Here is a 12,397-nt window from a genome sequence, read left to right on the forward strand (position 1 = left end):
AAATGACCAGAACGATTGTCTCGTCCCGCTCGAAGACCGCTATCATCGGCTTCGACCAGCCCTTCTGCGTGATCGGCGAACGGATCAACCCTACCGGGCGCAAGAAGCTGGCCGCCGAGCTGGAAGCCGGGGATTTCTCGACCGTCGAGAAGGACGCGCTCGAGCAGGTGGCCGCCGGGGCGACGATGCTCGATGTGAATGCAGGCGTGGTCTACAACTCCAACCCCAATCCCAACGAGACCGAGCCGCCGCTTATGCGCAAGCTGATCGACCTGGTGCAGGGGCTGGTCGACGTGCCGCTCTGTATCGATTCGAGCGTGCCTGGCGCGCTGGAAGCCGGGCTCGAGGCCGCCGAAGGCCGGCCGTTGGTGAACTCGGTGACCGGCGAGGAAGAGCGGCTGGAACTGGTGCTGCCTCTGGTCAAGAAATATGACGTACCGGTGGTGGCGATCTCTAACGACGACACCGGGATCTCCGAGGATCCGGACGTGCGCTTTGCTGTGGCGAAGAAGATCGTCGAGCGCGCCGCTGACTTCGGTATCCCCGCGCATGACATCGTGGTTGATCCGCTGGTGATGCCAATCGGCGCGATGGCCACCGCTGGGCTGCAAGTTTTTACCTTAGTGCGCCGCCTGCGCGAGGAACTGGGTGTCAACACGACCTGCGGCGCGTCAAACGTCAGTTTCGGCCTGCCGAACCGGCACGGGATCAACGCGGCCTTCCTGCCGATGGCGATTGCATCGGGCATGACCAGCGCGATCATGAACCCGGTCCGCCCCGCCGAGATGGACGCGATCCGTGCCGCGAACCTGCTGATGAACAATGACCCGCATGGAGCGGCCTGGATCCGGGCGAACAAGCCGGTACTTGCCGAGGGCGAGGTTCCGCAAGGCGCCCGCGCAGGCCGCGAGGGGCGTCGTCGGCGGCGCAGCGCCTGACGCCTTCGACCGGTTAACGGGGCTTGGGGCCTCGGGCCGGCGCCGGATGCCTCCGGCGGGGATATTTTGAGAAAGTGGAAGGCGGGCGCCTAGAGACTGGAGCGCCCGCTTTTTGTCCGGCTCAGTTGGTGCCCTTGGCGACGTCGCCACCGAACAGGGTCCAGCCGACCATACTTTCGGGGTAGAGCCTCACGCCCTCGATCCCGGCAAGCTCGGAGGCCGCGAACCAATTGGTCGCCGCCCAGTGGCCCGTGTTACAGAAGCTGACAAGCGGCGCGTCACCATTCTCCGCAGCCAGCGCTTTCACGCGGTCAATCATCTCCTGCGGGGCGTCGATGCGCGGATCGCCGTTGCCGAACCAGACGGTGTTCACGAGGTTCAGCGCGCCGGCGAGCGTGCCAGGCCGAGAGGCTGCGTCGTGTTTGGTCTCCCCGGTAAAGAACTCATGCGGGCGGGCGTCGATGAGCACTGCCCCGGACTTGCCATCCACGACCTCGGCCACGCCGGCGCGATCGATGGTCCAGCTGTTGTCCCAAGTGACATCGATCTCGGTGGGCTCGACGCTCGCGGCTTCGGTCGAGGGCGAATTTCCGGCTTCAACCCAGTCCGCGTAGCCGCCGTTAAGGACGGCGAGCGAGTCGAGCCCTGCCGACTTGAGGGTCCAGTAGACCCGTGCGGCTGCGCCGAAATCGGTAGTACTGTCCCCCTGGTGAACGATCAGTATGTCCTGGCCGTCCTCGACGCCTGCGTCGCGCAGCAGCTGCTGAAGCGTGGCCGTGTCAATAAGCTCGCCGGGGTTGTCTGCCGGCCCACGCCAGTCACCATAGGGCGCGTTGACCGCGCCCGGCAGATGGCCCTTGGCGAAGTCCTCGGGGCTGCGGATGTCGAGGATCCGCTCGGCTTGGGCTTCTTCGCCGGGCTCGGCAAGGGGCCCCCAGGCCAGCGCGGCGGTCGCGCCCGTCAGGTAGGTAGCAATGGTCAGAAGAGTGCGCATGATCGGCTCCCTCAGGTTGGATGCAAGGTTCATATAGCGCGACCGAAGATGCTGTTGAATGAGGCGATCACGTCTGCGTGACGCGAACGGGCAACCGGGCGGCGGAAACGGCCTTGGCACGGGCGGAACAATGAGCCCATACCGGTAAGCAGGATAGCGACGGGCAGCAGGCACATGACGGATCCCCTGGTCATTTTCACTCCCTCGGGCAAGCGAGGCCGGTTCCCGGTAGGCACTCCGGTGCTGGATGCGGCCAGGAAGCTGGGCGTCGATCTCGACAGCGTCTGCGGTGGGCGCGGCATCTGTTCGCGCTGCCAGGTACAGCCCTCCTACGGACAGTTCCCCAAGCACGGTGTGACCGTCGCCGAGGATGCCCTTTCGGACTGGAACGCGGTCGAGGAGCGCTATCGGTCGAAGCGTGGCCTGGCCGAAGGCCGGCGTTTGGGCTGCCAGGCGCGGATCGAGCAGGACGTGGTAATCGACGTTCCAGCCGAAAGCCAGGTGCACCGGCAGGTGGTCCGCAAGCGCGCCGAGGCGCGGGACATCGTGCTGGACCCCGCCACGCGGCTCTATTTCGTCGAGGTCGAGGAGCCGGACATCCACAACCCCAGTGGCGATCTTGAGCGGCTGGAGCGGGCGCTCGCCGAGCAATGGGGCCTGGCGCATGTCGTGGGCGACCTTCGTACGCTGCAGATGCTGCAACCGGCGCTGCGCGAGGGCGGCTGGAAGGTGACTTGCGCAGTCTATCATGGACGGGGCCTTGGCTCGGCCCGGATCATGCAGGTCTGGCCGGGTTTCTATGACGGCGGCATCTATGGCGTAGCGATCGACGTCGGCTCGACCACCGTTGCCGGGCATCTGTGCGATCTGCAAAGCGGAGAAGTCGTGGCCTCGGACGGGCTGATGAACCCGCAGATCCGCTTCGGCGAGGACCTGATGAGCCGGGTCAGCTATGCGATGATGAACCCCGGCGGCGCGGACGAGATGACGCGCGCCGTGCGGGATGCGATCAACGCGCTGGTCCAGCAACTGGCTGTGCAGGCGATGGTCGATCCAGAGCTGGTCTTCGAAGCGGTCTTCGTCGCCAACCCGGTGATGCATCACCTGCTTCTGGGGATCGATCCGACCGAACTGGGACAGGCGCCCTTCGCGCTGGCGACCGCGACCTCGCTGACGCTCTGGGCGAACGAGATCGGGTTGACGCTGCACCCGGACGCGCGGATCTACGTGCTGCCATGCATCGCCGGACACGTCGGTGCGGACGCGGCGGCGGTGGCGCTCTCCGAGGCACCGAACCGGTCCGAGGATCTGGTATTGATCGTCGACGTAGGAACGAACGCCGAGATCCTGTTGGGAAACAAGGACAAGGTCCTGGCGTGTTCGTCGCCGACCGGGCCGGCCTTCGAGGGTGCGCAGATATCCTCGGGCCAACGGGCGGCACCCGGCGCGATCGAGCGCGTGCGGATCGATCCGGTGACCAAGGAGCCGCGGTTCCGGGTCATCGGCTGCGATCTGTGGTCGGACGAGCCAGGATTCGAGACCGCGACCGCCTCCACCGGCATTACCGGGATCTGCGGCTCGGGGATTATCGAGGCGGTGGCCGAGATGCGGATCGCAGGGCTGGTAGATGCGGCCGGGCTTATCGGGGGACCGGAGGAAACCGGCACTACACGGTTGACCCCCGAAGGCCGGACACATGCCTATCTGTTGTTCGACGGAACAGCAGCGGGAGGCCCCCGGATCGCGGTAACGCAGAACGACGTCCGCGCGATTCAGTTAGCGAAATCAGCGCTTTACGCTGGGGCGCGGTTGTTGATGGACCAGTTGGAAGTCGACGAGGTCGACCGGATCGTGTTGGCGGGGGCGTTTGGTGCGCATATCAGCCCGCTGCACGCGATGGTGCTGGGCATGATCCCGGATTGCGCGCTGGACAAGGTTCAATCGGCGGGGAATGCCGCCGGGACGGGCGCACGGATCGCCCTGCTCAATGCCGCGGCGCGACGAGAGATCGAGGTGCTGGTGACGCAGATCGAAAAGGTCGAGACCGCTGTCGAGCCGCGCTTCCAGGAACATTTCGTTGCCGCCAACCACATCCCGCATGCCAGTGCGCCCTATGCGAGGTTGCGTGGCGAGACCATCCTGCCGGATGTGGCGTTCTCTGCCCCGGGTTCGGACCGGGGCCAGCGGCGCCGACGGCGGCGCGAAGGCTGACACGCCGCCCCCACAACGCCGCACAATATCCTGGAAAGAAATGGTAAAGCCCGGCCGCATGTGGGGCCGGGCTCGTTGCAGTATTCCGGACTATCAGTTCGGACAGTCGGCGATGTACTCGCGGCCCGCACTGTCGCGGTAGACGCACTGCCCAGGCTGCTGCGCTTCGGAGATCAGCGTTCCGGCGGCGGCCCCGATTGCGCCGCCGATGACTGCGCCCTTCACGTCGTCGTCTGCTACCGTCGCACCGATCGCGGCCCCGGCGAGACCGCCTGCGGCGGCGTTCTGCTCGGTGGTATCGCAGGCCGCCAGCAGAGCGGTGGCGGACAGCGCGGCGGCGAGGATCGGTGCTTTCGTCATGGTTCGTCTCCTTGTTTCGTGCGGGAGGGTCTCCCTTCCCGTCGCGCGCTCAACGTGCCGCACCGCGGTTGGTTCCGAGGCACCGCTGCAACGCGCGGAAACCAGCAGTCCGGTCGCTGTCGAGCAAGCTTGACGGGCTGCACAGGCGCAGATACTCAGAACGGCGTCGCGGGTGTAGCTCAATGGTAGAGCAGCAGCTTCCCAAGCTGACGACGAGGGTTCGATTCCCTTCACCCGCTCCAGTGACCGCGGCGCACTTTTTCCTTTACCAATCGTAAACCATGCAGGGGATCTGGGACGAGTTCTCGGCGCACTCTTGGCATGAACACAGTCGCACCATGATTTCGCCACCATCATCCCCGACCCTACCAGAACTGGGGGCGCGAGGTGGCTGGTCCGTACGGGCCGCTGCCCTGGGTGCGCAATTACAACGAATACGCGGAAGTGGTATGAAATCTGTGCCAAAACCTCTTAGCGATGATGTCGTAACCCCGGGACCAAGACGTTTGGACCGCCGTTTCGACACCGAACTCGCAGTCAATTACCTGAAGGCCTCGGGTCATCCGGGTCGTCTTGCCATTCTCCGCTATCTCTCGACCGGCGAGAAATCCGTCGGCATGCTCGAGACCCTGATGGAGACGCGGCAGGCGGCGGTCAGCCAACAGCTTGCGCGGCTGCGCCAGGAAGGCCTCGTGGCCTGCCGGCGTGATGGCAAGACGATCTATTACCGGCTGAGCGACACGCGCGTCGCGCAATTCGTCGACGTCCTGCAGGACGTGTTCCGGGACTGATCCCTATAGCGGCTCGAGCCGCAGCCAGGTGCCGTTGCGCGACCTCTGGGTCAACCACGCGGCCGGCTGCGGCTCTTTTCCTTTGACCGGGTGAAGCCGATAGCGCGCCAGAACGGCCGACAGCACCAACAGCGATTCCTGCGTGGCGAATGCCGCGCCAGAGCAGACGCGCGGGCCGGTGTTGAAGGGCACATAGGCGTCGCGCATGGACTGCTTTCCGGCATCGGTCTGGAACCGGTCCGGGTCGAATAGGTCCGGATGCGACCAGTTGCGCGGGCTTCGGTGCACGAACCACGGGGTGACCGCCACGAGGTCCCCCGGCTTGATCTCGCGCTTTGCCAGTTTCGCGGTACCCACAGCGTCGCGAACATAGGCTGTCACGGGCGGATAAAGCCTCAGTGCCTCGCGAAACACGTCGCGGGTGAAGCGCAGTTTTCTGAGCCCCGAGAAGTCGGCGGGTCCCTGCCCCAGATGCTCGAACACCTCGGTGCGGGCACGGTCTTGAGTGTGGGTGTCGTTGGCCAGCAGATACAGTGACCAGCTGAGCGCGCTGGCCGAGGTCTCGTGCCCTGCAAGGAAGAAGAAGACAACCTCGTCAACCAGTTCGGTCTCGGTGAAGCGGTGGCCGGTTTCCTCGTCATGCGCTTCGATCAGCGTGGTCAGCAGGTCCGTCGGGCGCGCGCCGCTTTCCAACCTCTGGCGGATCAGCGCCCGCATCTGCGCCCGGATGCGGTTGCCCGCCCGCCGAGCGCGCGCTAGCCGGATCGGCAGAACCCAGCGCGGCAGGTTCACGCCCTCGAGCATGAGGAACGCCGGTACAAGCGCCTGGTAGTCGCGGAAGGTCTCGGCCAGTTCGTCGACCATCCCGGGGTGTACCTGCTCCGAGAATACGCAGCGGCAGAGGATGTCGGCGGCGACGCGCATGGTTTCCTGGTCGAGGTCCATCTCGCCGCCATGACCCATGCGCGCGATCATGTCGTCGACCGCGCCTTGCATCAGGGGCATGAACTCTTTCAGGTGCGACAGCTCGAAGGCCGGGTCGACCATTCGGCGCTGGCGCTTCCAGGTCTCGCCGTTGGTGATGAACATGCTGTTGCCGATCAGTGGCGCGAGCAAGCGGCGCATCACCTGGCTTTTCGGGTAGTTCTCGTATTCGGAGACCAGCACTTCGCGGACCTGCTGCGGTGCGCGGGGCATCAACAACTCGCGGCCGCGCAGCGGAGCGGCGAAGACGCGCTTGCGATAGGCCTCGGCGGGGAAATGGGAGAAATCGGCACGGCGGATGCCGCGGATCAGCGCGCGCCAGCCCGGAGCTTCGGTGGAAACGACGGGTGCGACCGGGCGAAAGAGGTCCTTCTTGTCGCGCGTCTGCGGCCCCTGCCCGCTGCTCCGCCCCCGTCCTTCAATCCGGCTGTCCATCCGCACGTGTCCTGCATCACGTAAAAAGCGTCTGGACCGTCTACCAGCGTACGCGGAAGGTCAATGCCGCACGGAGCCTTCAGAGGTTACCCGAGCGAGGAAGTCACTGATGCGACGCAACGCGTCCTCCGTCGCGCCCGGGTCGAACTCCAGCGTGCTGAGCGGGGCCTTGTTCTGCTGGTCGAACCCATGCGTGGTCCCGGAATAGACGTGGTGCTCGACAGGTGCACCGGAGGCTTCGGCCGCGCGGACGAGGTCGAGGCAGGCTTCCTCGTCGGTGATCGTATCGTCCTCGACCAGCAGGAACAGCGCCGGTACGCGGTCCTGCCAGGCGGTTTCGCCCGCCTCGCTCAGCAAGCCGCAGTAAGGGTAAAGCATGACGGCCCCGACCACTCCGTCCAGCGGATCTTCGACCAGGCTTTCCGGCCATTCGGTCAGCGAGGGGGGCACCTCGCCCCGCCCGGCGAAGGCCAGGAAATCCAGCACGGCCCAACCGCCATGCGACGCGCCGACCAGCGCAATCCGCGCGGGATCGGCAAAGGGCAAGGCGCGGGCGTCGGCGATTGCGACCGCCACATCTCCCGCCCGCTCGACTCCCGGCAAGGCCTGCCCGCTGCAAACCAGACGCCAGAGGTTCATCTCGTCGAGTCCGCGCGGTGTGTGGCTATCGACCTCGACCGAGGCCCAGCCGGCCTCAGCCAGCTTGTCCGCCCAGCGGGCGGCGTTGTCCGAGGGACCGTCGCATCCGGAAAACAGCAAGGCGACCGGGACCTGGCCACCATTCTCAGGGACACCGTGCACCGTGTAGTAGGGTCGAAGCCGCTCGGCATGCGTCTCGGGCGCGGTCGCCTGAACAAGCGCGCCGGTGTGTTGTCCAGCCATGTTCGATACGATGACCAAGGCGACGAGCACCAGCCCGGCTGCCGCGATGGCGAGCCAGCGCAGCCGTCTTCCCCGCTTCGTCAAACCCGTCATGAATAGCAGTGTGACATTACCTCAAAGGGGGCGAAAGCCCCGTTGGCGCATGGGCTTGCAGCCCCTAGACTCCGCGCGGGATACACGGAGGCCGGGATGCAGGATCGGGAACCTGAACGGCGGAGCCATTGGCGCATTTCTCCACCAGGGATGCTGCTGGCGGCATTGTTCTTCGCCGCTTCGCTGACGCCTTCACTGATCCCGAGACCACCCGAATGGCAGGGCGCACTTTCTGGAATATCGGCGGGGATCGGTTATGCCATCGGGGCCGCGCTCGGCTGGGTCTGGCTGTTTATGCGGCTGCCCGAAGGGAACCCTCGGATCCGCCGTGCAGCGCAACGCCTGATGTTCGCCGCCGCGCTGGTTACCGTTGTCCTCGCAATGCTCGCCGCACCGGACTGGCAGAACGCCACGCGGCGCGCCATCGACGCGCCCCCCGTCGAGACCGGCGACCGCGTGCTGATCCTGCTGATCGCGCTGGCCGTGTTCGCAGTGCTCTGGCTGGCCGGAACCGTGTTCGTCGTACTCGCAGACCGTGCCGGACGCGCTTTGCGACGGGTCCTGCCGGGTCGTGTCGGGCCGGTGTTGGGGGTCGTTCTGGCGGCCTATGTCTTCTGGGCTGCCATCGACGGCGTCCTGGTTCGCCGCGCATTCGAAATCGCCGATGCCTCGTTCGAGGCAACGGACGCACTGATCGCCCCTGAGCAGGTGAAACCGACCGATCCGATGATGACCGGCAGCGATGCCTCGCTGATCGACTGGGATGCGATGGGCAACAAGGGGCGGGATTTCATCACCCGAACGCCAGACCCCGCCGAGATCGCAGCCTTCACCGGCGAGGAAGCCACGCGGCCGGTACGGGTCTATGTCGGGCGACGCTCGGCAGATACTGCGCGCGAACGGGCCGAACTGGCGCTGGCCGAGTTGATCCGCACCGGCGGGTTCGAGCGTGAGTTGCTGATCGTCACCACGCCCGTCGGTACCGGCTGGATGGATCCGGGATCACATGACGTGATCGATTTCATGTTCGGCGGAGATACGGCGCATGTCGCTGCGCAATATTCCTACCTGACCTCGGTTCTGTCGATCCTGGCCGAGGTAGAGTACGGGCTGGAACAGGCCGAGGCCTTGTTCGACGTGATCTACGACCATTGGAGCGCCCTGCCCGAAGACGACCGCCCCAAGCTCTACTTCCATGGGCTGAGCCAGGGCGCGATGAATAGCCAGTACACCCTGCCCTTTCTCGACACACTGGGCGATCCGTTCGACGGCGCGTTCTGGGCCGGCTCGCCTTTCCTGAGCCCTATCTGGAGCTATGTCCGCCGCAACCGGAACCCGGACAGCCCGGCGTGGCGGCCGACCTATGGGAACGGTTCGCTGATCCGGGTGACGAACCAGCAGAACGTCCTCGAGGATGCGGCTTCGCCCTGGGGCCCGATCCGTTTCGTGATGCTGAACTATGGCAGCGATCCGATCGTGGTCTTCGACAGCGCGACGATCTGGCGGCCTCCGGCCTGGCTGACCGAAGAACCGCGAGCCCCGGATGTCGCGCCCGAGATGCGCTGGTATCCGTTCGTGACCGCGTTCCAGGTGGGGCTGGACATGATCGTGGCGCTCGGCTTCGAGGGCTACGGGCATTTCTACTACTACGCCGATTACATCGACGCCTGGGCGGCCCTGACCGACCCTGAGGGCTGGTCTGACGCTCGCGCCGACGAACTGCGCGAGGTCTTCGCCGCACGCCCGCCACCGTGGTGACCGCTTTGCCAAACTCATACCTCGGAAGCACCGGTCACCTTGCCTTTTGGCGAGAGGTGCGCTGACTCCGGTCTTTATCCGGCCCGGCTTGTCGCAATTCTATTCATCCGTGAAGGAGTTGCTGGTCTGCCTGCGTCTTAGGTCGATATAGTGACGGTCTGACGAACGGTGCGGGATTTAGCCGGATGACAGTAAAGGCCATCAGCACGACCCGGAACATCCTCAAGTTCGAGGGCGTGCAGCCGCACATCTACTGGCAGAGGTTCGCCATGCTCCTCTCGCTTTCGGTCGTGATAGCCACCATGGGCCTGCTTCGGAACTCCGGCGCCGTGGTGATCGCAGCCATGCTGATCGCCCCGCTCATGACTCCCATTCTCGGGATCGCGGCTGCGATGGTAATGGGCTGGTCGCGGCGCGCATTCCTGCTTTTGCTAACCGTCTGCATCGCCGCATCGGCAAGCGTGGCGCTCGCCTGGGTGCTTGTGTTCGTATCTGATGTGCCGCGCGGCATAATCATTCCGTCCGAAGTGATCGCCCGCACCGATCCCGGCACAGAAGAGCTGATCGTCGCCCTCGCGGCAGGCATCGCCGGCGCCTACGTTCAGATCCAGAGATCCGAGATCAGCCTGCTTCCCGGTGCTGCGATCGGTGTCTCGCTGGTCCCGCCGCTCTGTGCGGCCGGGATACTGCTCTACTACGGCGAGATGGATGACGCCTACGAGGCGGCGCTCCTGTTCGCGACCAACCTTGGTGCGATCATCCTGTCTGCCTGCGCTGTCTACGTCTATAGCAGCCGTTCCGCATTCCGGGCGAGATTGCACAAACGTGTCGTGGGCTTTTCGGCTGGCTTGATCGCAATCCTGGGATTCCTGGGATTGATCGCAGCGCAATTGATCGCCTCCACGGTGAACAGGTACCACGAGACCCGCGCGGAAGCGGCCCTTGCCGCAGTGATCCGCGACTGGTCGGATCCGGTTTCGGTCGAACTATTGCGTGTCGATGTCAGGCCCCGACGCGATTTCGCCGAGGTCTGGCTGATCGTGGACCTACCAATCGAGGCTCAGTACCAGATCGCATCCGTGGCGGACATGCTGCCCGATGCTCTCCGCGATACGCCTTTGCGCGAGCCGGTTCTCGAGGTCCTCGGGCCGGAATATACCGTGGTCTTCAGATACCAGACCCGGATCGCAGCCCAGATCGAGCTTGGTACCGACACGGTTTCCTCGGCGCCTGCTGTCTCCATTGGCGACTGACAGATCAAACCCCGCCGTCTCGCGCCGGCGTCCAGCGGTGCAGCCATACGGCGCTGGCGGGCATACCCTCCGCAGTGCGAAGAACGAGGCGCAGTTCCGCAGCATCAGCATCGTTTGGCAGCAGCACGAAGGTCACCCGGTGCCGCCCATCAGGTAGTGCCACCGAGGCGACACCGTCGATTTCGGCGCCGTTGCTGGCGGTCAGATCGGCCACGGACTCTTCCGGATGGTGATCGAAATCGACGACGTAGCGCAACGCGCCAGGCCGGTCGTGCACGCGCCCTGCGCGCGCGCCGATGATCTGCGCAGGCCCCGGCTGTGCAGGTGGTTGCCGGGTCCAGACGATATCGTAGGAGAAGGCGTGTTCGCTGCCTGCCGCCAGCACGGCCTCGGGCCGCCAGAATGCTACCATGTTATCCATGAATTCGTCGCCAGTCGGGATCTCGACCAGGATGACAGCGCCCGCGCCCCAGTCGCCGTGCGGCTCGACACGGGCCGAGGGCCGGTCATGGTAGCGTGCTTCGGCGTCCTCGAAATCGCCGAAGTCGCGGTCGGTCTGGTAGAGGCCAAACCCACGCGGGTTGACGTCACCGAAAGCCGAGGTCTCGACCCGAGCAGGGTTCGACAGTGGCCGCCAGAGCGTTTCGCCCGCGCCATTCTCGATTACCAGCACGTCGGTGTCATGAACCGCGGGGCGGAAGTCGTCTGACACGGCATTCCGCAGCGGCCCCTTCAGGTACATCGACGTCAACGCCGCGATGCCGACGTCCGCGATCTCGCGGCGCGGGAACAGCGTTACTGTGACCGAGAGCCGGGTTTCGTCGCCCGGTTCGGCCTCGAGCGACATGTGCCCGGTCAGCGAGGCGCTGTCGATCACCGCTTCGAGGCGCGCCCTACCCTCGCGAGGTTTCAGCAAGCGCAGCTGGGTGAAGCGCGGGAATTCCTCGGGCGTGGGACCGCCGGTGCCGAGGGCGACCGCGCGGGCGGACAGCCCGTAGACCATCGCACGTCCGATTGCCCGGAAATAGCTGCCTCCCTGCACGACGAGAAACTCGTCCATCACCGTGGAATCGTTGAGAGGATGCCGCACCCGCAGCCCCGAGAACCCTGCGCCCGGCGCCTCCTGCGGCACCGAAGTGAAATAGCGCGCGTCGAATTCGAACAGCCGGGGCGAGAACGGGACCGGGGCAAAGCCCTCTGCATCGGGGGCCTCGACGGTCACGGGGTCGGGAAAGTAGAGCCCCGGCGGCAGCAGGTCGTAAGCGTAGTCGTCCCCGAGCGGCAGGAATGAAGAATGCCCGCGCATTGTCCGGATTGCGCGAAAGGCATTGTAATCGAGCCCGGCGAACGGCGGCGGAAGCTCGCCTGATGGCGGGACGTAGGGTCGATCTCGCAACTGCATGGCCATTTCGAGAAGAGAGGGTTCGGTAGCCACCTCCTGTGCCCGAACCTGTCCAACGGCAAGCGCCGCGACGGAGGACACGAGGAACCCACGCCGCGACATGCCCGAGAGCAAACCCAGTGACCAACTACGCGGACCGTCCATGATACCTCCCCATCGCCGAGTCTTCGCCGGTACGGCTGCATCTTTGCCGAAACCACGGTCGGAATGGAATGAAATCCGCGTGTTCATGCAGCGCACTCCAGTTTCCGCGCAAGCGCTCCAGATAATGTGTTTTTCCGGGAAGAGGCCAGTGT

Annotated in this window: 10 protein-coding genes and 1 tRNA gene; 6 read left to right on the plus strand and 5 right to left on the minus strand. The window is 65.2% G+C overall.

What is annotated here, in order from left to right; all coding sequences use genetic code 11:
- Window positions 1–2: 2 nt before the first annotated feature.
- Entirely contained in the window at window positions 3–938 is a 936-nt protein-coding gene (locus ACW9UR_RS12645) for a methyltetrahydrofolate cobalamin methyltransferase (RefSeq protein WP_458917351.1), read from the plus strand.
- 121 nt (window positions 939–1,059) lie between these two features.
- Here ACW9UR_RS12645 and ACW9UR_RS12650 read toward each other — a convergent pair whose 3' ends face one another.
- Complete coding sequence (locus ACW9UR_RS12650) at window positions 1,060–1,932, minus strand: sulfurtransferase (protein ID WP_458917352.1); 873 nt, start codon at window positions 1,930–1,932, stop codon at window positions 1,060–1,062.
- A gap of 174 nt (window positions 1,933–2,106) precedes the next feature.
- On the opposite strand from ACW9UR_RS12650, the gene ACW9UR_RS12655 reads away from it, so the two are divergent.
- On the plus strand, window positions 2,107–4,143 hold the full coding sequence (locus ACW9UR_RS12655) for an ASKHA domain-containing protein (protein WP_458917353.1): 2,037 nt from the start codon (window positions 2,107–2,109) through the stop codon (window positions 4,141–4,143).
- Window positions 4,144–4,236: 93 nt separating this feature from the next.
- On the opposite strand, the gene ACW9UR_RS12660 is transcribed toward ACW9UR_RS12655, so the two are convergent.
- Window positions 4,237–4,503 (minus strand): YMGG-like glycine zipper-containing protein, encoded by a 267-nt coding sequence (locus ACW9UR_RS12660; RefSeq protein ID WP_458917354.1) that lies wholly within the window; start codon window positions 4,501–4,503, stop codon window positions 4,237–4,239.
- Window positions 4,504–4,671: 168 nt separating this feature from the next.
- Here ACW9UR_RS12660 and ACW9UR_RS12665 point away from each other — a divergent pair.
- Both ACW9UR_RS12665 and ACW9UR_RS12670 read left to right on the plus strand, forming a co-directional pair.
- Window positions 4,672–4,745: transfer RNA gene (locus tag ACW9UR_RS12665), tRNA-Gly, on the plus strand.
- Between the two features lie 264 nt (window positions 4,746–5,009).
- A complete protein-coding gene (locus ACW9UR_RS12670) occupies window positions 5,010–5,294 on the plus strand; it encodes an ArsR/SmtB family transcription factor (RefSeq protein ID WP_458917355.1) in 285 nt (94 codons plus the stop codon).
- Window positions 5,295–5,297: 3 nt separating this feature from the next.
- On the opposite strand, the gene ACW9UR_RS12675 is transcribed toward ACW9UR_RS12670, so the two are convergent.
- The gene (locus ACW9UR_RS12675) at window positions 5,298–6,713 is read right to left on the minus strand and encodes a cytochrome P450 (protein WP_458917356.1); all 1,416 of its coding nucleotides are present in this window, start codon (window positions 6,711–6,713) and stop codon (window positions 5,298–5,300) included.
- Window positions 6,714–6,773: 60 nt separating this feature from the next.
- The gene (locus ACW9UR_RS12680) at window positions 6,774–7,688 is read right to left on the minus strand and encodes a dienelactone hydrolase family protein (protein WP_458917357.1); all 915 of its coding nucleotides are present in this window, start codon (window positions 7,686–7,688) and stop codon (window positions 6,774–6,776) included.
- Window positions 7,689–7,784: 96 nt separating this feature from the next.
- Here ACW9UR_RS12680 and ACW9UR_RS12685 point away from each other — a divergent pair, with 96 nt between their 5' ends.
- Both ACW9UR_RS12685 and ACW9UR_RS12690 read left to right on the plus strand, forming a co-directional pair.
- Window positions 7,785–9,446: an alpha/beta hydrolase gene (locus ACW9UR_RS12685; protein WP_458917358.1), complete on the plus strand. Its 1,662-nt coding sequence runs from the start codon at window positions 7,785–7,787 to the stop codon at window positions 9,444–9,446.
- Between the two features lie 185 nt (window positions 9,447–9,631).
- Window positions 9,632–10,699, plus strand: coding sequence for a DUF389 domain-containing protein (locus ACW9UR_RS12690; RefSeq protein ID WP_458917359.1), 1,068 nt, complete (start codon window positions 9,632–9,634; stop codon window positions 10,697–10,699).
- Window positions 10,700–10,703: 4 nt separating this feature from the next.
- Here ACW9UR_RS12690 and ACW9UR_RS12695 read toward each other — a convergent pair whose 3' ends face one another.
- Window positions 10,704–12,245 (minus strand): OpgD/OpgG family glucan biosynthesis protein, encoded by a 1,542-nt coding sequence (locus ACW9UR_RS12695; RefSeq protein WP_458917360.1) that lies wholly within the window; start codon window positions 12,243–12,245, stop codon window positions 10,704–10,706.
- Window positions 12,246–12,397 lie beyond the last annotated feature (152 nt).

This window comes from Halovulum sp. GXIMD14794 (assembly GCF_054457455.1).

Bases quoted from the DNA above. Each gene is read 5' to 3' on its own strand.
- ACW9UR_RS12645 (WP_458917351.1), top strand. From the start codon at position 3: ATGACCAGAACGATTGTCTCGTCCCGCTCGAAGACCGCTATCATCGGC.
- ACW9UR_RS12650 (WP_458917352.1), bottom strand. From the start codon at position 1,932: ATGCGCACTCTTCTGACCATTGCTACCTACCTGACGGGCGCGACCGCC.
- ACW9UR_RS12655 (WP_458917353.1), top strand. From the start codon at position 2,107: ATGACGGATCCCCTGGTCATTTTCACTCCCTCGGGCAAGCGAGGCCGG.
- ACW9UR_RS12660 (WP_458917354.1), bottom strand. From the start codon at position 4,503: ATGACGAAAGCACCGATCCTCGCCGCCGCGCTGTCCGCCACCGCTCTG.
- ACW9UR_RS12675 (WP_458917356.1), bottom strand. From the start codon at position 6,713: ATGGACAGCCGGATTGAAGGACGGGGGCGGAGCAGCGGGCAGGGGCCG.
- ACW9UR_RS12680 (WP_458917357.1), bottom strand. From the start codon at position 7,688: ATGACGGGTTTGACGAAGCGGGGAAGACGGCTGCGCTGGCTCGCCATC.
- ACW9UR_RS12685 (WP_458917358.1), top strand. From the start codon at position 7,785: ATGCAGGATCGGGAACCTGAACGGCGGAGCCATTGGCGCATTTCTCCA.
- ACW9UR_RS12690 (WP_458917359.1), top strand. From the start codon at position 9,632: ATGACAGTAAAGGCCATCAGCACGACCCGGAACATCCTCAAGTTCGAG.
- ACW9UR_RS12695 (WP_458917360.1), bottom strand. From the start codon at position 12,245: ATGGACGGTCCGCGTAGTTGGTCACTGGGTTTGCTCTCGGGCATGTCG.